This window comes from Pseudonocardia nigra, assembly GCF_019396355.1.
Classification (GTDB): domain Bacteria; phylum Actinomycetota; class Actinomycetes; order Mycobacteriales; family Pseudonocardiaceae; genus Pseudonocardia; species Pseudonocardia nigra.
Map to the genome: position 1 here is coordinate 1 of NZ_JAHKRK010000102.1, position 25416 is coordinate 25416.

The window sequence follows — 25416 nt, forward strand, 5'->3', positions numbered from 1 at the left end:
GAGCTCCGCCACGGACGGCGGCAGCGAGTCCGACATCCGTCCATGATCGCGCCACCACGCCGACGATCAAGCCGCCACGCCGGGCCCGATCACGTCACCAACAGCTCCGGACGTACTGAATAGCTACGGCCTGATGTGCACTCGAAGCGACGCACCGATCGGGTACCGGACTCTCACCGATGAGGTACCGATCGGGTACCGCAGGACGTAGCCGCAGCTCATGGCCGTGACATCGCGAGGGGTGGGCCGGACCCGTGCCGCGCAACGGCCATCCACTGAGCTCGCGGTACGGAGCCGGTGAGCGGTCGGCGGTGCGCAACTCGTACCTCACCGGTACGTGATCGGGAACGGTTCGGTACCCACGGTTGTGGCGTCCTCTTCTCGCTGATTCACCGAGCGAGACGAGGAGCCGACGAATGCAGGACAGGAACACGATCCCGAGAGCCGCTTTCGGCCCGACCGGCATGCCGCTCGACGCCGCGCGCTCGGCGTTCGGATGGCTGGTCACCGGGCCCGAGCCGCTGGCGGTGGACGGGCGGGAGTTCGCCGGGCTGCCCGACCGGGCGGTGCCGCTCGACGAGGTGCGGCAGCGGCTGTTGCGCCGGCGCTGCCCGCAGCCGGTGCGCGACGCGGTCTGGGCCCACCTGGTCCGGCGGTCACGGGCGCACGCCGGGGCGTGGACGGTCGGGTGCGTCGGGGTCGCGCTGCCCGCGCTCACCGGCATCGCCTCGACGCTCACCGCCCGCTTCGCCGGCGACCCGCGCGACATCCACGCCGCGGTCCTGGCCGGGTTCCTGGCCGAGCTGCCGGTGATCGACCTTGCCCGGCCGCGGATCATGCTGCGGCTGCGGTGGGCGGCCTACCGCACCGGGCAAACCTGCCTGCGGGAGTCGCTCGACGCGCCGACCCCGTCCGCGCGGGCGTTCCACTCCGCCGCCCCGCCCGCACCGGCGGGGCACCCGGATCTGGTGATGGCCCGCGCGGTCACGGCGGGCGTCATCACGCCGGTCGAGGCCGAGCTGATCGGCAGCACCCGCCTCGAGGAGGTGTCGCTGGCCGAGGCGGCCACGCGGCGCGGCACCGGCTATGAAGCGGCGAAGAAGGCCCGCCAGCGCGCCGAGCACCGGCTCGTCGCGTTCGTTCGCGAACACCAGGCCGAGCCCGACGACGACCAGCTCGACCTCGACGCGATGACCGCCGACGACTCCCGCCGGGCACGCAGGGTGACCATCGAGCTTGTGTCGGGATCCCACCGGCGCCGTGTGCGCTGCCGGATGTCCCCGGTCGCCCCGCACGGCGGAGTTCAGGTGCGCGGACGGGACCAGCCCGCCGACGCCCGCGACGGGCGCCCGCGACCGCCGGCCGCCGGGCCTGCGGGCGGCACGGACTCCCGGCCGGTCGAGACGCCGGGCGGCACCCCGCGACCGAGCACGGAGGAACCGCGATGCGCGTGAACCGACACACCCCCCGTCCCGCGGGCAGGAGGCGCCGCACGCACCGGGCGCTGGTCGTCGCCGCCGTCGTCGCCGGGAGCCTGCTCACGACGACCGCCGCCGCGAGCGGCGCCGACGGCAGGGTGGTGCTGGCACAGGCCGAGTCGGTCGAGCAGGTGCTGGACAACGTCCGCGGCTGGATCGTCGGGATCCTGGCGTTGCTGGCCACGGTGTTCCTGACCATCGGCGGCGTGCGCTACATCCTGGGCGGCGGCGATCCCGGGGAGATCGAGAAGGCCAAGGTCGCCTTCCGCAGCGCCTGCGTCGGTTACGCCCTGGCGGTCCTCGCGCCGCTGGTCGTCACCGTGCTGCAGGGCATCGTCGGAGCCTGACCGGTGCCCGTCACATCACAGCCGACCGCCCCGACGGCGCTCCGGCACATCGCGCGGCGCCTGGTCCGGACGCCGATGCTGCTCGTTGCCGCGTTCCTGATCGCGGGGCTCGCCCCGAGCGCCGCGGAGATCGTCCATCTGGTCCCGGTGGCCGCCGTGGTTCCCGCCCAACCGCCGGACACGACCCCGACCCCGGAACCGGCGCCCCTCCCGGGCGGTTGCGAGGACGGCGTGCCGATCCCGGTGTGCGCCCCGGCCTCGACCGACGCTCCGGACGGCGGGTTCCCGCTGACCCTGTCGGATGCCCCTCCCACCACCGACGCGGAGCCGTGCGACGGCTTCGGGTGCCTTCCCGACGTGCCGGCACCCGGCGTCGACCCGCGTGCGGTGGGCGGGTCCGCCCCGGGCGTCGAACCGGCGCGGGAGCCGTGCGGGTTCACCGACCTCGGTGGCTGCGTCAGCAACGCGATCAACGACTTCTTCCGCGGCGTGGTGACCGCGGCGCTCAACCCGCTGCTGGACCTGTTGTCCAACACGCTGCTCACCACCCCGGAGCTGGACACGCTGCCCGGGCTCGCGGAGCTGTGGAACAACTCCTGGCAGATCCTGCTCGCCTGCTACGGCCTGCTCGTCCTCGTCGCCGCGGTCGTGATCATGTCGTTCGAGAGCCTGCAGAGCCGATACACCGCCAAGGAGATCGCCCCGCGCATCGTGGTCGGCTTCTTGGCCGGGGCGCTGAGCCTGTGGGCGGCTACCCGCGCCGTCGAGGTCACCAACGGCCTCTCCCGAGCGGTCATGACCGGCGGGGTCGACCCGGCGGACGCGGGGCGGGCGCTGCGCGACATCACCCTCGGCTCGCTCAACGACGGCATCTTCGTGCTGTTCGTCGGGGTGTTCCTGGTCGGGATGCTGCTCGCGCTGCTCGTCGGCTACGTCATCCGCGTCGCGCTCACCGTCATCCTCGTCGCCGGAGCACCGCTCGCGCTGATGTTCCACGCCCTGCCCCAGACCGAGTACATCGCCTACTGGTGGTGGAAGGCACTGGGCGGCTGCCTGGCGATCCAGGTCGTGCAGAGCCTCACCCTGATCACCGCGATGCGGGTGCTCCTCGCCCCCGACGGGTTCACCCTGTTCGGGACGACCGGGACCGGGCTGGTGAACCTGCTCGTCGCGTGCGCGCTGATGTACGTCCTCTACAAGATCCCGTTCTGGGTGCTCGGGTCGATCCGGGGCGGTGGCGGGCGCTCGTTCGTCGGGTCGCTGGTGCGCGGGTTCGTCGCCTACAAGACCTTCGGTCTGCTCTCCGGTCGCGGCAGCAAGGGCGGCGGGGGCACCGCGGCAAGCCGGGGCGGGCGGGGACGTGGCAGCCGGGCGGGCGGCGGTGGCGGGACCGGCGACGGTTCCGGCGACGCCTACGCGAACGTGCGCGCCGACTCCGACGGCCAGTACCTGCTCCCGCTGACCGGGCTGCGCCGTGTCCGCCCCGCCCGCCGAGCGGGCGGCGACACCCCGCCCACACCGGAGGCGGGCCTGCGCGAGCGGGGTCGGCAGCTCGCGCTGCCGCTCGGCGAGGACTGGCCCGAGCACCGGCCCGTGCTCGGCCGCGACGGCCAGTACCGACTGCCCCTCGGCTCCCCGCGTCGCGTCCGGACCCCGTCCACATCGCCGGGATCGTCCGGGCGGAGCTCGGCGACGCCAGGACCCGCGCCACGGCCGCGACGCTCAGGCGTTCAGCTTGAGCTGCCACTCGACCCCTACCAGGGGAACCGGGCCCGCCGCGACGGCCAGTACCCGCTTCCGCTCGACGGCGTGCACCGGGTTCGCCGAACCCCTACTCCCCCACCCCCACCCGCACCGACGCCGCGCCGGACGACGGCCGGCCCGCGACCGCGACAGCTCGAGCTGCCCTTCGACCCCTACCGGGACAACCGTCCCGACCGATCCGGCCAGTACCCCCTCCCACTCGACGACCTCCGCCGTGTCCCCCGCCGCCCGGCAACGGCTGCAGCCCCGACCCCGGCGATACGACCCGCACCGACGCCGGCGCGCCCGACCGCTCCGCGATCGGGCGGTCAGCAACTACGACTCCCGATCGGCCTCCCCACACCGACCCGGCCGCCGGCAACCCCAACGCCACCCGCACCGGCGCCGCGCCCACCCGCCCGCCGTCGCGCCGAGGCGACCGGCACCACACCCGCTGCCCGGTCGGCGGGCCCCACACCCGCTCGCAACGAGCCCCGCCCGCCGCCCGCGGCCGCCACCCCGCCTGCGCGCCGCACACCGCCCGCGGCCCGCAGGCCGCGCCGGTCCCGACCCACAGACCCCACCGGAGGTACGTCATGACCTCGCCCGTCCGGATTCCCGCCGACGTCGACATGGCCGACCGCGTCATCGGCTCGTTCACCGCCCGCCAGGTCACGATCCTCGGCCTGACCGGCCTCGGCCTCTATGCGACCTGGGACGCGACCCGGCTCGCCGTGCCGACCGCCGCGTTCCTCGCCCTCGCGGTGCCGGTCGCGGTCACCGCGGTGGTCCTGGCGCTCGGGCGCCGCGACGGCGTGTCGATGGACCGCCTGTTCGTCGCCGCGATCCGCCACCGCCTCGCTCCCCGCACCCGCTCCGCCCACGCCATCGGCGACGGTCCCGGCGGCGAGGCACCGGCCTGGCTCGACGCCCGTGGCGGCCGCGCCGACGAGCCCGCCGCCCGCGGACGGCGCGGGGTCCTGCGGCTGCCCGCGCGTTCGGTCGCCGCCGGGAACGGCGGCATCGACGTCGGTGTGGTCGACCTCGGTGCGGACGGGCTCGCGACGGTCGCGGTCGTATCCACGGTCAACTTCGCGCTGCGCACCCCCGCCGAGCAGCAGGCCCTGGTCGCCACGTTCGGCCGCTACCTGCACAGCCTGTCCGCACCGGTGCAGATCCTCGTCCGCGCCCAACCGCTCGACCTGACCGGGCAGATCGAGGACCTCCGCGCCCGCGCCGTCGAGTTGCCGCACCCGGCGCTGCGGGCCGCGGCGCTGGAGCACGCCGACTACCTCACCCGGCTCGCGGGGCACGGTGTGCTGCTGCGCCGCCAGGTCCTGCTCGTGCTGCGCGAACCGCTCGGCCCCGCCGCCGCGATGGACGGGCTCGGCGGGCCCTCGCCGCTGGCGGCGGCACGCGCCGGCCTGGCGTCGCTGACCGGCTCCCGCCGTCAGGCGCGACGGCCGGGAGGTGGCGCTCGCCGGGCCGCCGAGGCCCGGCTCGTCCGCCGGCTCAGCGAGTCGATGGAGCTGCTCGCCCCCGCCGGGATCACCGTCACCCCACTCGACGCCGCCCGCACCACCGCCGCGCTCGCCGCCGCCTGCAACCCCGACCCGCTCCTCCCGCCGACGCCGCGGCGCACCGGAACCGGCGACGTCATCCACGCCGCACCCGGCCCGACCTACTGGGAGGGCGACGACCCCGAGGACGGGTACGGCGAACGCGGACACGACACCGACCGGGACTACCGCGGCCGGGACGACGACAGCTGGAACGACAACGACCCCTTCGACGACGCGACCTTCCCGGACGACGACGAGGACTGGGACGACCGCGACGAGGACGACTTCGCGTGGGACGGGCCAGCCGACGGTCCACCGAACCCGGCCGACCGCATACGGCAGGCGCGGCAAGCCGCCCCCGAGCCCGGGGCGTTCGGCCGGGGTCAGGGTCGCCGACGTGACCCCGCGGGCCTGCGCGGAGGACGGCGATGAACGGCGACCGGGACCGGCGCAGACCGCGAACCGCGCGGCCGCCAACACCCGCTTTCGTGCCCGACTCGCTCATCGTCGGCACCCGGCACCTGGAGATCGGCGAGGGCCAGCACGTCGCATCCCTGGCGATCGTCGGGTTCCCCCGCGAGGTTCACCCCGGCTGGCTCGACCCGCTGCTCACCCACCCCGGCCGCATCGACGTCGCCGTGCACGTCGAACCCGTCGACCCGGTCACCGCCGCGAGCAGGCTGCGCTCCCAGCTCTCGAAGCTCGAGAGCGGCCGCCGCTCCACCGCGGAGCACGGCCGGTTGCACGACCCGCACGTCGAGGCCGCCACCGAGGACGCCTACGACCTCTCCGCGCGGGTCGCGCGCGGCGAGGGCCGGCTGTTCCGCGTCGGGCTCTACCTCACCGTCCATGCCGGCAGTACCGCCGAGCTGGCCGACGAGGTCGCCGCGGTCCGCGCCCTCTGCGCGAGCCTGCTGCTCGACGCCCGCCACACGACCTACCGCGCGCTGCAGGGCTGGGTCAGCACCCTCCCGATGGGGCTCGACCCGGTCGCGATGCGCCGGACCTTCGACACCGCCGCCCTGTCCGCCGCGTTCCCCTTCACCAGCCCCGACCTGCCCGCCCCCGACCCGGCGGGCGCGGCCGCACCGGACGGCGTGCTCTACGGCCACAACCTCGGCTCCCAGGGCCTCGTGCACGTCGACCGCTTCGCCGGGCACATGCACAACCACAACGCCGTCGTGCTGGGCCGCTCCGGCGCGGGCAAGTCCTACCTGGTCAAGCTGGAACTGCTGCGGTCGCTGCACCGCGGCGTCGAGGCCGTGGTCATCGACCCGGAGGACGAGTACACCCGCCTCTCCGACGCCGTCGGCGGGGTCCGCATCGATCTCGGCGCGCCCGGGATCCGGCTCAACCCCTTCGACCTGCCGATCCACACCGGCCCCGACGGTCGCCGTCACGCCCCGCGCGACGCGCTCGCCCGGCGCGGCCTGTTCCTGCACACCGCGGTCGCGGTCCTGCTGGGCGAGCGCCCCGACCCGGGCACGCGGGCCGCGCTCGACCGCGCGATCACCACCACCTACGCCGCCGCCGGGATCACCACCGACCCCGGCACGTGGACCCGTCCCGCCCCGCTCCTGGGCGACCTGCGCGACACCCTCGCCGACCCCGACGGACCCGCCGCCGGGAGGGACCTTGCGGAGCGGTTGCACCCGTTCGTCGAGGGCAGCTTCAACCGGCTCTTCGACGGCCCGACCACCACACGCCCCGAGAGCCATCTGGTCGTGTTCAGCCTGCGCGACCTGCCCGACGAGCTCAGGGCCACCGGCACCCTGCTCACCCTCGACGCGATCTGGCGCCAGGTCGCCAACCCCGCCCTTCGCCAGCCCAGGCTGGTCGTCGTCGACGAGGCGTGGCTGCTGATGCAGGACCGCGCCGGCGCGGAGTTCCTGTTCCGCATGGCGAAGGCCTCGCGCAAGCACTGGGCCGGGCTGACCGTCGCCACCCAGGACACCGCCGACGTCCTCGGCACCGACCTCGGCCGCGCCGTCGTCGCCAACGCCGCCACCCAGATCCTGCTCCGGCAGTCCACCCAGGCCATCGACGAGGTCACCCGCGTGTTCGACCTCTCCGCCGGTGAACGCCAGTTCCTGCTGTCCGCCGACCGCGGCCAGGGCCTGCTGTCCACCGGCATCACGCGTGTCGCGTTCCAGGGAGCCGCCTCCGAGCTGGAGGACGCGCTCTGCACATCCAGCCCCGCCCAGCTCGCCGAGCAGGACGGCGACCTCGGGGGCGGCGACGAGGAGGACGCCGCGCCCGACGGCGGCGGTGACCGACGGGCCGGGGGCGGCTGGATCGACCTCGACAAGCCCCGACCGCCGGACCGGCGCCGCCGCAGGCCCGACTCCGCCTACGTGGCCCGGGACCCCTCGTGACACGCCGTGCTCCCGTCCCGGCCCCGGAGGTCCTACCCATGCCCGTTCACGGTCCGCACATCCCCTCGCGAACGGCACCGCCCGGCGGCCCGCTCGGCGACCTCCTGCACGACCCCGGCGCCGCGCTCGGGCGCTGGGTCGCCCAGACGCTCGGGCCCGTCGTGTCCGCGCTCGTCGCGCACTGGCCGGTGACGCTGACCGCGCTCGCACTCGTGGGCACGGTGACCGCGCTCGGGTGGCGACGGCTCACCCGCCGCCGGGACGGCCGTCTCCTCACCGGCGCCCGGCAGGTCACCGTGCTGGCCCCGCCCACGGTCGACCCGGCGGGCGGGGAGGCGCTGTGGGCGAACCTGGTCGGCCTGCTCCGCCCGGCCTGGCGCCGCCTGCTCGCCGGGCAGCCGCACCTGGTGTGGGAGTACGCGTTCACCAGCACCGGGACGACGATCCGGCTGTGGGTGCCCGGTGCCATCCCTCCCGGGCTGGTCGAACGAGCCGTCGAGGCGGCCTGGCCCGGATCGCACACCCGCGCCGAACCCGCCCGCATACCCCTGCCGGCGGCCGAGCCCGGGCGAACGCGGGTGATCACCGGCGGCGAGCTGCGCCTGACCCGACCCGAGGCCCTTCCGCTGAGGACCCGGTTCGACGCCGATCCGGTCCGCGCTCTCGTCGGCTCCGCCGTCGGGCTCGGCCGCCACGAGGCCGCCTGCGTCCAGGTGCTCACCCGCCCGGTCACCGGCCGCCGCGCGGCACGGGCCCGACGCAGCGCCCCCCACCTCCACGGCACGAGCGGATCCCCCGCCGGCCTCCTGACCGGGGTGCTGTCCGAGCTGCTCGACCTGATCACGCCGCGCCCCCTGCGTCCCGCCCGCCGCACCGGCGCAGCGGCGGCGAGGAGGCCGTCGAGCGGGCCCAGCCCGGACCGGCAGACTGCGCTCGACCTGTCCGCCCAGGCCCGGGCGGTCGTCGAGAAGCAGCGCGGAGCCCAGTACGAGACCCTCGTCCGGTACGCCGCCGCGATCGACCTCTCCCTCGCCCCGGCAGCGAAGGGCGCGAGCCAGATCGGGACGGGCGACGACCCGGTCGCGGCGGCGCGGGACCTCGTGCGCGGCCGCGCCCATGCGCTGGCCGCCTCGTTCGCCTCCTACACCGAGCACAACCGCTACGGCCGCCGCCGGCTGCGCCACCCCGCGACCGTCCTCGCCACCCGCCGCCTCTCCCACCAACCCCGACCGTGGGGACGGTGGGGGCGCGACGGCGACGTGCTGTCGGTACGCGAGCTCGCCGCGCTCGCGCACCTGCCCACCGACGACCACGTCCCCGGCCTGCTCCGCGCCGGGGCCCGCGCGGTCGCCCCACCCCCCGGCATCACCGGACCGGGCCCCGACGCCAAGCCCCTCGGGATCACCGACACCGGCCACGAACGCCCGGTCGCGCTGCGCGTGCCCGACGCGCGGCAGCACCTGCACGTCATCGGCGCCACCGGCTCGGGCAAGTCGACGCTGCTCGGCAACATGATCCTCGCCGACGCCGACGCCGGCCGCGGGATACTTCTCGTCGACCCCAAGGGCGACCTCGTCACCGACGTCCTGTCCCGGCTCCCCCGCCGCTGCGCCGACCGGGTCGTGCTCCTCGACGCCGACAGCCGCTCCCGCCCGCCCTGCCTCAACCCCCTCGACGTCACCCGCTCCGGCCCCGCACCGTCGGGCGACCTGGCCGTGGACAACCTCGTGTCGGTGTTCCGGCGCGTCTACGCCGCCTTCTGGGGGCCGCGCACCGACGACGTCATGCGCGCCGCCTGCCTCACCCTCGCGCTGCAGCCCGACACCCCCACCCTCGCCCAGCTCCCCGGCCTGCTCGCCGACCCCGCCCGCCGCGAGCGACTCACCGCCGCGGTCACCGACCCCGTCCTGGCCGGGTTCTGGGACTGGTACGGCCAGCTGTCCGACGCCTCCCGTGCCCAGGTCGTCGCGCCGCTGCTCAACAAGCTGCGCGCGTTCCTGCTGCGGCCCTTCGTCCGCGACGCCATAGCGGCGGGCCCCTCCACCATCGACATGACCCGGGTCCTCGACGGCGGTATCTGCCTCGTCCGGATCCCGAAGGGCTCAATCGGGGAGGAGACCACCCGCCTCGTCGGGTCGCTCACGGTCGCCGCCGCCTGGCAGGCCACCACCGCCCGCGCCCGCACACCCCAGCGCGACCGCCGCGACGCCTCCCTCGTGGTCGACGAGTGCCACAACTTCCTCAACCTGCCCTATCCCATCGAGGACATGCTCGCCGAGGCCCGCGGGTTCCGCGTCGCGATGACGCTGGCCCACCAGCACCTCGGACAGCTCTCCCGCGAGCTGCGCGAGGGCCTCTCGACCAACGCCCGATCCAAGATCTACTTCAACGCCGGGCCGGAGGACGCCCGCGACCTCTCCCGCCACACCGCCCCGCACCTGACCGACCACGACCTGACCCACCTCGGCGCCTATCACGCCGCCGCCCGCCTCGTCCTGCACGGCGAGCAGACCCCAGCGTTCACCCTGCGCACCCAGCCGCTCCCGCCGCCGGTGCCGGGTCGGTCCCGCGAGATCCGCGCCGCCGCCCGGCACGCCGACGCGGCGCGCGCCGACCGGGCCCGCGAGCGGACCGCGACCGCCCGCGCGACGGCGACCGCTCCTCCCACGCCGGACCGGCCCACGGCGGCCGCGATCGATCCGCGCCGCCGCTGACCACCCCACGACCACCTCGAAGGGACGTCGACACGATGATCACCAACCCGACCCGGCAGCGGACGCTGGGCGGAGTCCTCCCGAGCCACCCGACCGCGCGGCCCGGTGGCCGCGTCCGCAACAGCGCCGAGCACCAGGCCGCCCTCGCGTGGCGGCTCACCCCGCGCGACCACTGGATCGTCGCGATGCTGGCCGAGCACCGCGTCCTGACCGCCACCCAGATCACCGACATGGCCTTCCCCTCGTTCCGGTCCGGCCGCCAGCGGCTGCGCGAGCTCCACCAGTGGTCGGTCGTCGACCGGTTCCAGCCCTTCGCCACCGTCGGCAGCGCCCCCATGCACTACGTCCTCGCCCCCGCCGGAGCCGCGGTCCTCGCCGCCACGCACGGTCTCGAGCCGCGAGACCTGGGCTACCGCCACGACCGCACGCTCGGCATCGCCCACAGCCTCCAGCTCGCCCACACCGTCGGCGTCGCCGAGTGGTTCGCCGCCCTGGTCGCCGCCGCGCGCCACGGCACCGCGACCGGGACCGGCACGGCCGCGGGGCCCGCCACGCTGGAGACATGGTGGTCGGAGATACGGTGCGCGCGGCTGTTCGGGGACCTCGTCCGCCCGGACGGTTACGGCCGCTGGACCAACCGCAACCGCCGCGTCGAGTTCTTCCTCGAGTTCGACCTCGGCACCGAGGCCCTGAGCCGCGTCGCGGCGAAACTCGCCGGCTACGCCGCCCTCACCGCCGCCACCGGCATCACCACGCCGCTGCTGGTGTGGCTGCCCACGTCCCGCCGCGAGGCCGGGGCCCGCACGGCGCTGTACCGCGCATGGCGCGACCTCGCCCGGCCCGGCGCCGTCCCGGTTGCCACCGCCGCCGCCGGGCTGCTCGACCCCCGCACCCCGCACCCCAGCCCGGCCGACCCCGTCTGGCTCCCCTTGCACCCGGTTGGCACCGGGAGGGACGGGGCGCGCCTGCCCCTGCACCGCCTCACCGAGGCCTGGCCGCACCTCGACCACCCCGGCAGCGCGGCACCCGCCGAGGCGGGCCCCAGCGGAACTGCCGACAGCGGCACCGGGCCCCACCGGCTGCCCGCCCCGCTCCCCATGCCTCCGGCGCCCTCACCACGCGGCAGGACGACCCCGGCACCGTGAACACCCGGATCGGAGCCGCCCTGGTCGCGGTCGTCGTTCTGCTCCCGATCCTCGTCCTCGCCGCGGTGCAGGGCGCGGTCACCTCGGTGTTCGGCGCGAGCAGCCCCAGCCCGAACGCGCTCGCCCACATCCCCGCCGACTACCTCGCGCTTTACCGGCAGGCCGCCACGACCTGCCCCGGGCTCGACTGGTCGGTCCTCGCCGCGGTCGGCAAGGTCGAGACCGACCACGGCCGCTCCGCGCTCCCGGGCGTGCGTGACGGCGAGAACCCCTCCGGCGCCGGCGATATCTCCGGGTCGTTGCTGGCCTTGAGGCACGTGAGGATCGTGGGCGACACGCCACGTGCCGGTGAAGTATCCGCAGGGTGCGAGCCATGATCATCTACGGTCTCGCGTTCATGATCACGAAGTTCCGGGCCGAGCGTGCGGTGCTGCCGTCCGACGGGGCGATGGTGTGGGTCGTAGTCGACGGCGACTACGGGCTGCACGCGGAGGCGTGCGCGTTCCTCGCGGGGCTGCGCGCGCTGGACCGTTCGGTCAATACCGAGCGGGTCTACGCGGGCCGGGTCGCGATCTTCCTGTCCTGGTGCGCGGCCGAGGGCCTGGACTGGACGGCGCCGCGGCTGGATCACCTGGTGCGGTTCAAGCGGTGGCTGGTGGCCGAGCCCCTCCCGATCCGGAGCCATACCGGTACCGGTGCGAGGCGGTACCGCTCACCGGGAACCGCCGACGCGGTCTTGGGCACGATGTGTGAGTTCCTGCGGTTCTGTGCTCGCCACGACCTGATCGACCCGGGTCTGGTGCGGCGGCTGCACGAGCCGCGTCATATTCGGTTCCTGCCGCCGGGCTACGAGGCCGGTGAGGACGAGCAGTTCCGCACGGTGCGCTCGCGGGCGTTGCGGTTCGCGACGACGGAGATCCCGTTCGCCTTCCTGGAGCCGGATCAGATCGCGCCGCTGGTCGCCGCGGCGACCAACCCGCGCGACCGGTGTCTGGCTGCGTTGATCGCGATGACCGGGATCCGCATCGGTGAGGCGTTGGGCCTGCACCGCCAGGACATGCACCTGCTGGCCAACTCCCGCAGCTTGGGCTGCCCGATCGCCGGGCCGCACCTGCACGTGCGCCGCCGCCCGGGCAACGACAACGGCGCGTTGGCCAAGTCGAGGTTCCCGCGCACGATCCCGGTCCCGGCCGAAGCGATCGGTCTGTATGCCGACTACATGCACGAGCGCGCACACCGGCTGACCGGCGCGGACGTCGACGCGGACGTCGAGGAGAACCCGCTGGTGTTCGTCAACCTGTATCGGGCGCCGCTGGGCCGCGGCCTGGGCTACCAGAACGTCAAGGAGATGTTCGACCGGCTGGCCGCGACGACCGGGTTGACGGTGCGGCCGCATCTGTTGCGCCACACCGCCGCGACCACCTGGTTGCACCAGGGCACGCCGCGCGACACGGTACAGCAGCTGCTCGGACACGCCTCACCGGTGTCGATGCAGCCCTACCTGCATCCCGACGATGCCGACAAGCGCGCCGCGGTCGAGACTGGCGCGGCATGGGCCCGAACATCAGCCCAGACATCAGCTCGGGGCAGCCTATGACCACCCCGAGCGCCGCACGCACGGCCGGGCCGCGGTCGATCGGCACCGTCGAGGTCGACCGGGGCGCTTGGGTGGAGTTCTTGCAGGAGCGACTGGCGCCGGGGTGGCGGCCCGACGAGTACGACCCCGACGGCTGGCTGTTCACCGGCGACCCGGACAACCCGGCCACCACCTCGACCAGGTGCCTGGTGGCGCACTGCGCCACGGTGCTCAACTCGCGCACCCTCTGCGGCCGCTGCGAGGCTGCGTTGGCGACCAGCGGGCTGGGCAGGGATGCCTTCGTGGCCACCCATCGGCCGGTCGTGCCGCGGTCGGCGCGGTTGACCGGGCAGCCGTGCGTGGTGACCCGTGGCGGTGTCGGCTGCGGTCGGCGCCGGATCAGCAACCTGTCGGGGCTGTGCAACTCACACGGCAGCGAATGGTGTCGTTACCGCGACAGCGGCGGCGCTCTGCCCGTCGAGGCGTGGCGCACCCAGCAAGCCCATCCGCTTGCGCCGGTCCCGGGCTGCTTGGTGCCCGGCTGCGGCCACGACGCGAACGCTGGGGACAACGTTGGGGACGCTGCCCAGCACCAGCTCTGCAGCGCGCACCTGCGGGCATGGCGGCGCAGCCAGTCCGGCCGGGCCGCCGCCAAGCGGATCCCGCCGCAGCAGTGGGCCCAGCGGCAGCAACGCGTCGGCCACGCACACGAGTTCAGCCTCGCCGCACTGGAACCGCCGCTGCGGTGGGAACTGCTCTACGCGCTGCAGCAGCGCGACCAACACGGCCACAAGATCGACCCGGTCGCGATGCGCGCCCTGATCAAGGCGCTCGCCGATCTCGACTCGCTGGCCGCTACATCCTGCGAGCAGGTGGCGGTACTGTTGCCGCGCAACGCCGCGGTCCGCGCCTACGCGCGGATCTTGACCCGCATCGTGGAGTTGGCGTTCGAGCAGTTCCGCGGAATTAAACACACCGACCGTGACGTGTGGGACTGTCTCGCGCTCGACCTCGCCGAACCTCGCCCCGGGCGCCGCGCGAACCTGGCCACGGTCGACTTCACCCCGATCAGCCAGCGGTGGCTACGCGACGCGACCAAGCAGTGGGCACACACCGTCCGCCCGGAAGCGCAGAAGCTCTCCCGCACGGTGGCGGCCTGCGCGCTGGCCGGGCACGCACTGGCCCAGCGGCCCGGCGGCGGTCACGAGCCGAGCGAGCTGTCGTTCGCGGACATGACCGTGGTGTTCGACGCGTTCACCCGCGCCACCCGCCCCGACGGGCAGCGCTACAACAGCCACTTCCGGCGCGGGCTGTGGGCACGGCTGCACGAGGTGCTCGACTTCGGCCGCGCCACCGGCGGGCTGGCCGAACTGGCGGCCACGTTCCACCGCCAGTCCACCCAGTCGATCCGCGACGACGAGACCAACGAGGACGAGATCGGCAAGGCCATCCCCGAATCCGTCATCGCCCAACTCGACGCCCACCTCGAGCTCTGGGAGAGCGCGGGCCACCGCTACGGCCGGACCTGGCCCATTCCCGACTCGGCAGCGCTGTTCCAGACCGCCTACCAGCTGCTGCGCGACACTGGCCGGCGGCCCGGGGAACTGGTGACGCTGGCCGCGGACTGCCTGGAGATCGACGGCGACGAGTACGCGCTTTGTCTACGACAACCACAAGCAACGCCGCCTGCGCCGACGCCTACCGATCACCACCGACACCGTCGCAATCGTCCAACGCTGGCAGCACCACCGCAGCCGGCTCGCGCTGCCGGAACCGAACCGGCGGTGGCTATTCCCCGCCCCGCACACCTCGGCCGGGCCCGGGCACCTGACCACGATCCGGCTGGCCACCGCGCTGCGCCGCTGGGTCGCGGCGATCCCGGCCCTGCACAGCGACCTCCCCGGCCCCGACGGCGCGCCGCTGCCGTTCGACCGCACGCTGATCTACCCCTACGCGTTCCGGCACTCATACGCCCAACGCCACGCCGACGCCGGAGTCGGCGTCGAGGTCCTCAAGGAACTGATGGACCACCGCGACCTGTCTGTCACCCAGGGCTACTACAAGGTCGGGCTCGCCCGGAAACGCCAGGCGATCACGATCATGAGCCGCTACGTGCACGACCACACCGGCCGACCCTGCCCCGAGTCGAGCACAGCAAGCAGCCCACATTCCGGCTCGGTGACCGACTACGAGTTGCGGTCGGTGGCCGTGCCGTTCGGCCACTGCATCGAGCCGTCCAACGTCAAGGCCGGCGGCAAGCAGTGCCCGATCCGGTTCCAGTGCGCCGGCTGCGGCTTCTACCGACCCGACCCGTCCTACCTGCCCGCCATCGAGGAGCACATCAACGCGCTGCGCGCCGACCGCGAAATCGCCCTCGCGCTCGACGCCGACGAGTTCGTCACCCGCAACCTCGCCGACCAGGCCGACGCCTTCGGCCAGGTCGCGACCGCCATGCGCGACCGGCTCGCCGCCCTGCCCGACGACGAACGCGCCGAGGTCGAACACGCCAGCGCCGTGCTGCGCACGCTCCGCGCCGGCCAACTTCGCACACTGCTCCCGCTCACCATCAAGGACCCACCGTGAGCACCCACGACGCCACCAAACCCACGCTCACCACCACCCCGACGACCACGCCGACGACCACGCCGCAGACGTCCCGGGAGCCCAGCGGGGCGTCGGCGCGCAGCGCGGAGGCGATGGTGGACGCGCGGCGCCGCGACAGCGCCGTCAAGCGCACCCGGGTCCTGGCCACCCTGCGCGCCATGCTCGCCGACGGCGACCCGATCACCGCCACCGCCCTCGCCCGCCGCGCGCAGGTGTCGACCTGGCTCATCTACGCCCCCGGTATCCGCGACGCCGTCGAGAACGCTCGCACCCAACAGCGCCAACGCGCCGTTCCCGACCGAGCGATGCGCCACGGCGACACCGTCGTCGCCGCTCTGCGGACCGACCTCGCGCTCGCCCGCGCCGAGATCACCCGGCTACGCGACGAACGCGCGCAGCACACCGAGCAACTCCGCCGCGCCCTGGGCACCCAGCTCGACACCCGCACCAAGTCCGACCTCATTGCCCGCATCGAGGAGCTCACCCGCATCAACACCGAGATGGCCACCGTCATCAGCCGGCACGAGTCGACGATCCAGACCCTGCGCGACCAGGTCACCACTCTCGAGGACGCGCTCGCTGCCGCACGCACCAGCCTGCGCCGCATGATCCGCGCCGAGAACCTGCCCCCGACGCGCTGACACCCCCAGCGCGCATCCAGGCGCACGCCGGCTGGCGCTCGCCTCCCCGCAGCGAGCATCACCACACCGCCGGCGGGATCTCACCGCAACGCGGCGTCCGACCAACCCAAACCACCGGGACTCGGTCGGCATCGCCGCGAGTGCCACGCCTCGGGCCGCAGAGCCGGTCTCACACGCCTGCCCTACCCCGTCGTCTCTGCCTCGTCGTCTCTCTGCCCGTCGTCCTGCCCTGCTCAGGAGGTGACAGACCCGTGTCCACCACAACCAAGATCGCCGCCGCAACGGCAGCCATGCTCATGCTGTTCACCGTCGTCGGCCTGGCGTCTCTCGCCGCGCTGGTCGGGGGCGGTCTGGGCGGCGCGTCCGCACCGAGCCAGACCGCGCTCGCCGACATCCCACCCGACCAGCTCGTCCGCTACCAACGCGCCGCCACCATTTGCCCCGGCCTGGACTGGACCGTGCTGGCCGCTATCGGCAAGGTCGAATCCGATCACGGCCGCAGCACCCTGCCCGGCGTGCGCACTGGCGAGAACCCTTTCCACGCCGCCGGCCCCATGCAGATCATCCCGACCACCTGGGACGCCATCCTCGCCCGCCACCAGATTCCACCCGGCGGAGCCACCCCGCCCTCGCGCTACAACCCGCACGACGCCATCCACGCCGCCGCGTTCAACCTCTGCGACAACGGCGCCGCCACCGACCTGCGCGGCGCGATCTTCGCCTACAACCACTCCACCAGCTACGTCGACCAGGTCCTCGCCCGCGCCGCCACCTACCGCGGCGTCGCCGCGACTCGCGCCGACGGCTGGACCGCCGAAACCGCCACCCAACCCGACCCCACCGTCGCCGGCGGCAAGCTCACCCCGCGAATTCTCACTCTCTACCAGGCCCTCGACGCCAGCGGCGCCACCCGCGGCGGAGCTACCTGCTGGGACCCGCACACCCAGAACCCCACCAGCGACCACCCCCTCGGCAAAGCCTGTGACGTCTTCTTCAAACCCACCGACCCCGCCGACGTCGCACGCGGTTGGCAGATCGCTCGGCAACTCTCCGCAGCCCAAGCTGGCTACGGCATCCACTACCTCATCTGGCAGGGCCAGATCTGGACCGCCGAGTCAGCGACCTGGAGCCCCTACACCTCGAGCGTCTACGGCTGCCCCAACTCGGCCAACATCACGGGATGCCACTACGACCACATCCACGTCTCGGTCTACTGACAACCAGCGCCGCACGACTCGAACCGCCACCGGGCGGCGCCTCGCCACAGAGACCAAGGCGCCGCTCGGCTGGTTCGAGCTACTTCCGATCGCGCGGAGGGTTCGGGTCGTTGCCCGGTGCGACGGTGTCCGAATCGCGCACCTGTCCGTCCCGACCGTGGATCACCACCTCGCCCCCGCCTTCGTTGCCGACGATCACCCGCGCTCGATCGATCGCCTCTGCCTGCGTGTCGGTGTGTCCGCTCGACCGCTGGGCACCAGGCTTCTTCACATCCCAACCGCCGTTGGGATTGGGAACCACATGACGCTCTGTTCGGGGCACGGCGCGTCCCTTCTATAGTGGCCATCGCGTGTCGACGGCACCACATATAGTGGATCCGGCCACCCTTCGAACACTAGTGCGAATCGGTCCGGTTTGTCCTGACCGGTCGGTGATCGTCGCCCAGCGGTCACGATCACTCACGCTCCGCCTCCGATTGGCCTCGCGTTCGTAGTGCCAACGGCCGAACCTGTAGCGAGCGCCACGAGCCCGCCAACAAGGCTGTGTCGCCCCTTCGCTCACGTCCCTCGCGAACGGCCCTCGACCCGAGCAGGCGTTCTCCTCCCGGCCTGCAGATAACGGGCGGGCCAATGCAGTTCCTCGCCCCGACTTTCGCAGAGGTCGTCACCCGTCACCCGCTCCCACCTGGCGGTGCCCAGCCGCCCTCGCGCTATGACCCGCACGACGCCGTGCACGCCGCCGCCCACTACCTCTGCGACAACGGCGCGAGCACCGGCGACCTCAGCACTGCCCTGTTCGCCTACAACCACGCCGACTGGTACGTGCGCGCCGTCCTCGACCAAGCCCGCGCCTACGCCGCGACGCTGCCCACCGGCACCGGGGACTGCAACACCATCCAGGCCACCGGCCCCGCCACCCTCGCCGCCATCAACTACGCCTGCGGCCAGCGCGGCCTGCCCTACCTCTGGGGCGGTGACGGCCCCGACAACGGCGAGGCCGGGTTCGACTGCTCCGGCCTCACCACCGCCGCCTATGCCGCCGCCGAGATCACCCTCCCCCGCACCGCACAGACCCAGTACCTCGCCGGCCCACCCGTCCCCGAAGGCGCCCCGCTGCTGCCCGGCGACCTCGTCTTCTACGGCACGCCCGGCGCCGCCGCCACGGCCCGCATCCGCCACGTCGCGCTCTACCTCGGCGGCGGGCAAATGATCAACGCACCCCGCTACGGCGAGCCCGTCCAGGTCGAGCCCTACCGGTGGAATGGCGACGACTACGCCGGCGCCACTCGACCCGCCGAATCCCCTCGTGAACGGCTCCGGGAGCTGTTTCCGCTGCTCGACGGTGTCCGCACGCTCCGCTTGACATCTCCGACGAAGGAAGCGTCCATAGGGCCGTAGCCCGCACCATCGGCAGCGCACCGGGGGCCACACACGCTCCGGCCGGGGCATGACCACCGCTTCGCACACCGACGACACGGAGCCCGTCATGTCCAGCAGCACCACGCCCGACAGCCATGACACCCCAACCATCTACGACCACGATGCCCGACCCGACGGCGACGACGGCACGGTCACCGACCGCGTCGCCACGGCGAGCGACCGTCTCTGGGCCGCCCTGCACGCCCGGCCCGGCGGCACCGCGGACGAGCTGTCCGGCGATGCCGGGATCGGGCGGTCCACCGCCGCGAAGATCCTCGCCCGCTGGGTCGCCGACGGCACGGCCACCCGGGTCCCGACCGACGGCAGGCGATCCGCCTCCCGGTACGTCGTTCCCGCGCCCGTCGACGCCGCCCCGCCCGACGGAGCGGACGACACCGCGACAGACCCCAGCGGCCCGAACACCGGCCCCACCGCCGACCCGACAGAGGGCACCGACGACGCGGCCACCGTCGACGACGCCGACACGGACCGGAGCGGTGCCCCCGACGAGACCACCGGCGACGCAATGACCGCACCGTCCGGCGCCGAGGTTCCCGCCGAAGCGGCGACCGACACGACGGGTTCGACGCCCGACCCGACCGCCGGGACCGACGACGGCGCGGAGGCCACCGCCAACGCCGACTCCGCCCCGGCGACGGTCGTGCCCGACGACGTGGCGGGCACGCCCACCACGGGCACTGCGAACACCGACGACGACCCGACGGAGGGCGACGGGCCCGACGACGCAACCCCGGCGGCCACGGCGGCCGTCCGAGGACGCCGGCTCGCGCCCGGCGCCCTGCACGGGATGGTCGAGGACTACCTGCGCGATCACCCCGACGGGGAGTTCGGCCCGACGAAGATCGGCCACGACCTCGGCCGCAGTACCGGCGCCGTCGGCAACGCCCTCGAGCGGCTCGTCACCGCGGGTTACGCCGTGCGGACGAAGGACCGACCCAAGCGCTACGCCCTCGCCCCGGCCGCACGGACCGACGACGACGCCGCGCCCGAGCACACCGAGCGCCCCGGCACGTAGGAAAACGGACACGCGACAACGCCCGCCTCCGCTGCGCGGCCTCCCGGCGGGACCGTGCGTCGGCGTCGAGCGCCATCCCGGGTCGTGCTCCTGGCACGCCTACGTCGTCGACGTGTTCCGGCCCCCCGACCTGCAGCGAACAGACCGCCACATACCGATCTCGTCACACGTCGATGACGCGAACTCCCGAGGCGTGTTGGCAAGCACCTGCACGCGTCGGCCTTCACGTGCCTCGTAGAGGGCGGCACCGAGTCGAGGATGATCGCGGACCCGGGCACCGAGCGGAACGCCCCACCGCTTGCTCCGCGGGTAGAACTCCCACGGTGATGTGCGGTCGACGTCCCAGACGTAGCGCACCACGGTGCGCCCGCCCGGGCTCCAGGATCCCCAGCAGCAACCGGTCGGGCATCGTGTCCAGATCGCGCAACCAGCCCGCCACGCGGTCCGCCCCGATCGGCCAGTAACGGCGTGCACGACTTCGCGCTTCCGGGTCCGTCCACGGATCAAGCGGATCGCAGCCGCGTCGCACCATGGCCTCGGGGTGGTCCTCGCCGAGCAACTCGATGGCTACCACCTTGCTCTCCAGGCCAGCGAGGGCCGATGGCAGAGAACCGTTTCTGAGGAGCCGCTGCCCCGGCTCGATGAGGTCCTGCTCGGTGCCCTTCACCAGGATCTCCGTACTCGGCGCCGCCGGAGGATCTCCCGCATCGACGGGCTCCTTCGGTTCGATCATGGGCAGGTCCTGCTCGGTCGTCTCCGTGAAGACGAAGTGCTCGCGGAGCCAGACGAAACCGGCGCGATGCCCCGGCGTCGCGTTGGTCAGCGGTGGACGTCCGGCTGCCGCGAGAGCGGCGCCCACCATGTCGATGGCGAGGGCCTCGGCGAAGTAGGCGTCCTGCTCGTCGACGTAGCCGGCCGAGAGCCGTAGTGCGGCGACCTGCTGTCCTCGGTCGAGGATCTTGCGGATCCGCTCTGCCTTCGAGGATCGCCGCCGAGCCGCTCCTGCTCGCGCATCAGGGCCGTGTGCACGTCCTTCTCGTGGAACGCCCATCGGGCGCCTCGCCCCTTGCCCACGTAGAAGATACTCAAGAGCGGGTCGTCGTCCGTCTCGAGCAGCGCGCGCGGATCCACCAAGCCGTAGACGTAGTAGCCGTCCTGCACGCGTCCCTCGTAGCTGCGCCGGTCCGTCATGCTGGTGACCTCGCTCCTGGAGTCAGCCCCGCCCCCGTTTGCACCGAGCCACCGTTAACGGCGGCACCCCGGTGCCTGCCCAGGCATCGTTGGGCGGGGCCGGACCCCTCTGCGTGTTCGCGCAACCAGCGCACGACGACCGGCCCGGACCCACTCCACAGGGCACGAGGCGGTCGTCGTCCGCGTACGCCGGGACTTCGGCGCACAGGGGGGAACCGATTCTCGAGAACACCCGCACGGGCGGGGCACCAGCTGTGACGTCCCTCGGGGCCCGCGCGTTGCCGTCGGCGCCGGTTGGGTCGGCGGGCTGGCCGGGCGGGGGTCGACATGAGGTAGGGGTCAGACGTCATCCTGTCGACCGCACAGGGAGGGCACGTCTACGTCGTCGACGTGCCCGCGGTGACGCCACGACGACCGGCCCGGTCCCCGCTCGTGCGGGGGCCGTGTCGGTCGTCGTGTGGCGAGTCAGGCGCGCTGGTAGGTCACCGGCGTGGTCGGCCGATCTCGCAGTCCGGGCGGTGTCCGGGGTCGCCGAAGAACTCCTCGGGCAGGTCCGGGTGGTCGCCCTCGTCGTCGGGGTCGACGGCGTCGGGCGGGACGGGCCGGGTTCGCGGCCAGGTAACGGCCGAGGTCAGCCAGCCCGGACACAGTCGCCATCGGCACCTCGGGCGCGCAGCAGTCGGGACACTCGTCGAGCAGGAGGTAGAACCCGCCCAGCCCGGACTCGGCCACGAACCGGTACGTCGTGGCTGGGTCGTCGGGGTCGTGGACGGTGAGCAGGTGCCAGGGGTGCCCGCCGTATCGGCGGGCGGGGTCGTCGGTCGCGACCACGCGCGCGGCGGGCACACCGAGCATGACGGGCGGCCACGTCCCGGGTCATGCGGACACGGGGGGCGCCGCACGTGCGCGGCGCGGCCGCTCAAATCGGCGCCCGGGCCGGGCGGTGCGGGTCGGGGGTCCAGCGCGAGGACGGCTGCGGCGGTGGTGGCGATCATCGGTGGCTCCGTTCCGGTCGGGCGGGTGTCGGTCGTGTGAGTCGCGAGTCGCGGGTGCCGGACCGGCCGCGCGGGGGGCAGGGGGCGGGGGGCGGTCCGGCACCCGCAGGAGTCAGCGGGCCGCGCGCAGGGCGGCGGTGGCCGCTTGGGCGATCGCCCGGGCGGTGGTGGTGGCATCGGTGAGCGGGAGGACGGTGACCCCGTCGAGCGGGGTGACAGGCCCGCGCGGGGCGAGCCACAGCACGCCGCACCCCGAGCCCCGCAGACGGTCGATCCGGGTCTGCGCGGCCCGGGCCGGAGTCGGGCTGAAGATGCCGTCGGACACCACGACCAGCAGCCGCGCCGCTCCCGGCGTGGACAGCCCGAGGGCCCCGTCGAGGGCGTCGAGGGCCTCGTCGACCACCTCGTACCCGTCCGGGGCGCGGAACCGGGTCACCGCGTGCGGCACGGCCCCGGGGTGGGTGATGGCGTGCACTGTGTCGCCGAAGGCGACGGTGGCCGTGGTGGCGGGGACCCGGGCGTGGGCGGCGGCGTGGGCGAGGATCCACGCCGCCGAGGTGACCGGCTTCGCGAACTCCCGCATCGAGCTGGACACGTCGCACGCGATGCCCAGCCGCAGCGGCGGGGTCGGCACCGCCCGGCGGGTGGTGCGGGTGAACGGTTCCGCGGTCGGGATCGCACCGGCCGCGCGCTGGGCGTCGGCGGCCAGCGCCCCGCGCATGCGCAGGCGCCCGGGCGGCAGCGCCGAGGTGGTACGGGTTGCGACCCGGTCCCGGACCCCGGCGGTGTTCAGCGCCCGACCCACCTCCCGCGCGGCGCGGCGCTCGTCGGGGGTGGGCGCCCGGGTGCCCGCGATGACGTCCCGGGCCCCGCCGCCGGGCGCGCCGGTGGTGGCCGCTCCAGTGCCGTCGGGGGTGGCGGGGCCGAACACCCGGGCGGCGGCGTCGGCGGCGGCACGGGCGGCCGGGTCACCCGCCGGGCCGGTGGCGGTGGCGGTGGCGGGGGTGCCGTCGGTGGCGCCGGGGACCGGCTCGTGCGCGACGGCGGCGTCGATGCGGCGGAGCGCGTCGGAGATCGCGCCGCTCATCGGCGACGGCCCCGCCGGTCGGGCCGGTGCCGTCGGTCGGGTCACCGGCGGTGCCGGGGGCACCGTCCGGGCCCGTCCCCGGGGCGGTGGCGGGGTCGGTGCCGAGGGCGTCGCACCACCGGCGCCCGAGGTCGATCATCGCCTCGGCGTCGGTGTCCGCGGTGGCGTGCGCGGCGGTCCAGATCTCCCGCAGAACCGTCGCGGTGGCCCCGCCGAGGACCTCGGTCACGACCAGTGCGACCGGCTCGACCTCGTCCGGGTTGAGGATCCCGGCGTCGACCCGGGCGAGCAGCAGCGCGGCTGCCCGTCCCGCGTCCGCGCGGGTCATGCCCAGGCGCCGGGCGGGGTCGACCAGCCCGGATTCGTCGAGGATCAGGTGGGTGGCCGAGGCCCGCAACCAGCGCCGGTCGTCCGGGCGCCGTACCACCTGCACGGCCTCGATCCGCGACTCCTCCAACTCCTCGGCCGCCGCGACCGCGCCCGGGGGCGCACCGGGGGGCGCCTCCCAGACCGAGTGCGCGGCGTGGGCGCACTCGTGGACCAGCAGCCCCCACGCGGGCCCGTAGCGGGCCCGGTCGCCGATCCGGTGCGGGGCGACGGTGGCGGGGTCGACCCCGCCGAGGTGGTAGCCGTTGACCTCGATCCGGGCCAGGGCGGGCAGGAAACACGCCGGGGCGCCCCGCCCGGCACCGGGGGCGATCGTGACCAGCAGGTCGTCGCGGTCGGCGATGACCGGGACCTCGTCGGTCATCGCCGCCGACAGGGCCAGCCAGGCCGGGCCGGTCACGGGCGCGGCCGTGGTGGGGGCGGCGGTCGGGTCAGTGATCAGGTGCGTGCTCATAGCGTGCTCCTCAGGATCGGTTGGGGGCGGTGGGGTGGCCGGGAATCAGATGCGGTTGCCCAGGGCGAGGGGGGCGTGCTCGGCGCCGAACGCGTCGCGGACCACGGTGGCGACGATCTCGCGGTCCTCCTCCGGCGCGACCCCGACGAGGTTCCCTACGGCCGCCTCAACCCCGAGGACCTGCGCGATGCGGTCGAACGCGATCAGCTCCCGAAGTTGCGGGGCCCACCCGACCTCGCCGCGCCGCTGCCGGGTCGCGAGGTTCCGTGCCGCCCGCACCGCCCGCCGGTCGACCTTCAACTGCACGGCGAGGTCGTAGTCCGAGGACACCTGGATCTGCGCCGAGAACCGCGACGACAGGGCGTCGGTCAGGACCGCGCCATGGACCCCCGGGTTGTGCCCGGCGACCACGTAGAACCCGGGGGCGGCGTCCACCACCTCGCCGCCGTTGGCCTTCACGATCACCTGACGGCGCCCGTCCATCGCGGGGTAGAGGGTGGCGAGGACGTTGGGCGGGATCAGGGTGGCGTCGTCGACGAACAGCGGGCGGCCCTCGCGCATGGCCCGGATCAGAGGGCCGTGCACGAACACGTAGCGGCCCTCCGGGGTCTGGGTGTACTCGCCCACGAGATCCGCGACCGTGGTGTCGCCGTCGCCGGGCACCGTGATCAGGTCGCCGAAGGCCGCCTCGACCACCGAGGTCTTTCCCGTCCCGGGCGGGCCGTACAGCAGGGCCGGGACCCCGGCCGCGCGCAACCTCCGCAGCGCGGTCACGTCCGGCATCCCCGCCACCGTGCGCGGGTGGTAGAGCTGTCCGTTCGGGCGCGCCACCGGCCCTGTGACCGTCCCCTCCTCCGGTCCCGGTGCCGGAACGGGTCCGGCGGGTGCCGCGGGCCCGGCCGTCGGAGGCGCGGGCGGGGTCGACGGCCCCGGGGTCGACGAGGGCTCCGGGGCCGACGGCACTGGGGCGGACGGCCGGGGAGGGGCGGGCGGCACGGACGCGAGGCGCCCGGTCCCCGGCGTGGCGCGGTACCGCGCGGGCCGCTCGGTCACCAGCTCGGCCTCACCGTGCGAGGCGAGCACGACGAGCGCGTTCGCGACCGCGCCGGACGATCGGCCCAACGCCCGGGCGATCTCCCCGGCGGTGAACGTGTCGGCGGGCGCCTCGTCGAGGTGGACCGCCACCTGACGGCGCAGCTCACCGTTGGGCAGGCGACCGGTCCGCGTGGCCGGGGCGGGGGCCAATGGCCTTGCGTTAGGTCGGTGACCGCTGTCGGAGGCAGTGGAGTTGGATGCGGCGGGTGACGTGGACGACGCTGGGTTGATCTTTGCGGGCGGGGAAGTCGCCGGCCTTCTTCGTGGCCCGCGGGCTGGCCCGGTCGGGGCGGTCACGGACGAAGGTATGCGGGTCGAGGATCTTGAGCAGGAAGACGGCCAGGGCCAGG

24 protein-coding genes are annotated in these 25416 nt (G+C 74.2%); 14 read left to right on the plus strand and 10 right to left on the minus strand.

Features of this window, described 5'->3' with window-relative positions:
• Positions 1-416 precede the first annotated feature (416 nt).
• From KME75_RS22955 to KME75_RS22995, 9 genes are read left to right on the plus strand one after another with little or no spacing between them, the layout of a single operon-like run.
• On the plus strand, positions 417-1454 hold the full coding sequence (locus KME75_RS22955; protein WP_219416941.1) for a hypothetical protein: 1038 nt from the start codon (positions 417-419) through the stop codon (positions 1452-1454).
• The gene (locus KME75_RS22960; RefSeq protein ID WP_219416942.1) at positions 1445-1825 is read left to right on the plus strand and encodes a pilin; all 381 of its coding nucleotides are present in this window, start codon (positions 1445-1447) and stop codon (positions 1823-1825) included. The genes KME75_RS22955 and KME75_RS22960 overlap by 10 nt, the downstream gene beginning before the upstream one ends.
• A 3-nt stretch (positions 1826-1828) precedes the next feature.
• A complete protein-coding gene (locus KME75_RS22965) occupies positions 1829-4168 on the plus strand; it encodes a TrbL/VirB6 family protein (protein ID WP_219416943.1) in 2340 nt (779 codons plus the stop codon).
• A complete protein-coding gene (locus tag KME75_RS22970; protein WP_219416944.1) occupies positions 4165-5562 on the plus strand; it encodes a PrgI family protein in 1398 nt (465 codons plus the stop codon). The genes KME75_RS22965 and KME75_RS22970 overlap by 4 nt, the downstream gene beginning before the upstream one ends.
• Complete coding sequence (locus tag KME75_RS22975) at positions 5559-7505, plus strand: VirB4 family type IV secretion system protein (protein ID WP_219416945.1); 1947 nt, start codon at positions 5559-5561, stop codon at positions 7503-7505. The genes KME75_RS22970 and KME75_RS22975 overlap by 4 nt, the downstream gene beginning before the upstream one ends.
• 38 nt (positions 7506-7543) lie before the next feature.
• A complete protein-coding gene (locus KME75_RS22980; RefSeq protein ID WP_219416946.1) occupies positions 7544-10219 on the plus strand; it encodes a helicase HerA domain-containing protein in 2676 nt (891 codons plus the stop codon).
• 35 nt (positions 10220-10254) lie between these two features.
• Positions 10255-11364 carry a replication-relaxation family protein gene (locus tag KME75_RS22985; protein WP_219416947.1) on the plus strand — a complete coding sequence of 370 codons (1110 nt, stop codon included), beginning with the start codon at positions 10255-10257 and terminating at the stop codon, positions 11362-11364.
• Entirely contained in the window at positions 11361-11741 is a 381-nt protein-coding gene (locus KME75_RS22990) for a hypothetical protein (protein WP_219416948.1), read from the plus strand. The genes KME75_RS22985 and KME75_RS22990 overlap by 4 nt, the downstream gene beginning before the upstream one ends.
• The gene (locus tag KME75_RS22995) at positions 11738-12961 is read left to right on the plus strand and encodes a tyrosine-type recombinase/integrase (RefSeq protein WP_219416949.1); all 1224 of its coding nucleotides are present in this window, start codon (positions 11738-11740) and stop codon (positions 12959-12961) included. The genes KME75_RS22990 and KME75_RS22995 overlap by 4 nt, the downstream gene beginning before the upstream one ends.
• A 404-nt stretch (positions 12962-13365) precedes the next feature.
• Here KME75_RS22995 and KME75_RS23000 read toward each other — a convergent pair whose 3' ends face one another.
• Both KME75_RS23000 and KME75_RS23005 read right to left on the minus strand, forming a co-directional pair.
• Positions 13366-13914, minus strand: coding sequence for a hypothetical protein (locus tag KME75_RS23000; RefSeq protein ID WP_219416950.1), 549 nt, complete (start codon positions 13912-13914; stop codon positions 13366-13368).
• A gap of 108 nt (positions 13915-14022) precedes the next feature.
• Positions 14023-14424 carry a hypothetical protein gene (locus KME75_RS23005; protein ID WP_219416951.1) on the minus strand — a complete coding sequence of 134 codons (402 nt, stop codon included), beginning with the start codon at positions 14422-14424 and terminating at the stop codon, positions 14023-14025.
• A 538-nt stretch (positions 14425-14962) separates the two neighbouring features.
• Between KME75_RS23005 and KME75_RS46890 the strand changes: the two genes are divergently transcribed.
• From KME75_RS46890 to KME75_RS23020, 3 genes are all read left to right on the plus strand, one after another.
• On the plus strand, positions 14963-15523 hold the full coding sequence (locus tag KME75_RS46890; RefSeq protein WP_246632652.1) for a hypothetical protein: 561 nt from the start codon (positions 14963-14965) through the stop codon (positions 15521-15523).
• A complete protein-coding gene (locus tag KME75_RS23015; protein ID WP_219416952.1) occupies positions 15520-16185 on the plus strand; it encodes a DUF6262 family protein in 666 nt (221 codons plus the stop codon). Before KME75_RS46890 ends, KME75_RS23015 begins: the two co-directional genes overlap by 4 nt.
• A gap of 251 nt (positions 16186-16436) precedes the next feature.
• Entirely contained in the window at positions 16437-17402 is a 966-nt protein-coding gene (locus KME75_RS23020; RefSeq protein ID WP_308283007.1) for a VldE C-terminal domain-containing protein, read from the plus strand.
• Between the two features lie 79 nt (positions 17403-17481).
• Here KME75_RS23020 and KME75_RS23025 read toward each other — a convergent pair whose 3' ends face one another.
• Entirely contained in the window at positions 17482-17724 is a 243-nt protein-coding gene (locus KME75_RS23025; RefSeq protein WP_219416953.1) for a DUF2188 domain-containing protein, read from the minus strand.
• Between the two features lie 308 nt (positions 17725-18032).
• On the opposite strand from KME75_RS23025, the gene KME75_RS23030 reads away from it, so the two are divergent.
• Positions 18033-18800: a C40 family peptidase gene (locus KME75_RS23030; protein ID WP_219416954.1), complete on the plus strand. Its 768-nt coding sequence runs from the start codon at positions 18033-18035 to the stop codon at positions 18798-18800.
• Between the two features lie 88 nt (positions 18801-18888).
• Positions 18889-19857, plus strand: coding sequence for a MarR family transcriptional regulator (locus KME75_RS23035; protein WP_219416955.1), 969 nt, complete (start codon positions 18889-18891; stop codon positions 19855-19857).
• Positions 19858-20080: 223 nt separating this feature from the next.
• Here the strand turns inward: KME75_RS23035 and KME75_RS23040 are convergent, their stop codons facing one another.
• The 7 genes from KME75_RS23040 to KME75_RS23065 all read right to left on the minus strand — a co-directional run.
• Entirely contained in the window at positions 20081-20716 is a 636-nt protein-coding gene (locus tag KME75_RS23040) for a hypothetical protein (protein WP_219416956.1), read from the minus strand.
• Complete coding sequence (locus KME75_RS23045; protein ID WP_219416957.1) at positions 20677-21048, minus strand: GIY-YIG nuclease family protein; 372 nt, start codon at positions 21046-21048, stop codon at positions 20677-20679. Before KME75_RS23045 ends, KME75_RS23040 begins: the two co-directional genes overlap by 40 nt.
• 465 nt (positions 21049-21513) lie before the next feature.
• Positions 21514-21903: a hypothetical protein gene (locus KME75_RS23050; protein WP_219416958.1), complete on the minus strand. Its 390-nt coding sequence runs from the start codon at positions 21901-21903 to the stop codon at positions 21514-21516.
• 252 nt (positions 21904-22155) lie between these two features.
• Positions 22156-23130, minus strand: a complete 975-nt coding sequence (locus tag KME75_RS45100; protein ID WP_281424640.1) for a VWA domain-containing protein — start codon at positions 23128-23130, stop codon at positions 22156-22158.
• Positions 23012-23971 carry a hypothetical protein gene (locus tag KME75_RS43530; RefSeq protein ID WP_246632653.1) on the minus strand — a complete coding sequence of 320 codons (960 nt, stop codon included), beginning with the start codon at positions 23969-23971 and terminating at the stop codon, positions 23012-23014. Before KME75_RS43530 ends, KME75_RS45100 begins: the two co-directional genes overlap by 119 nt.
• Before the next feature lie 45 nt (positions 23972-24016).
• Positions 24017-25216 carry an AAA family ATPase gene (locus tag KME75_RS23060; protein ID WP_246632654.1) on the minus strand — a complete coding sequence of 400 codons (1200 nt, stop codon included), beginning with the start codon at positions 25214-25216 and terminating at the stop codon, positions 24017-24019.
• Between the two features lie 10 nt (positions 25217-25226).
• On the minus strand, positions 25227-25416 hold a 190-nt coding region (locus KME75_RS23065; protein ID WP_219416962.1), incomplete at its 5' end, for a hypothetical protein.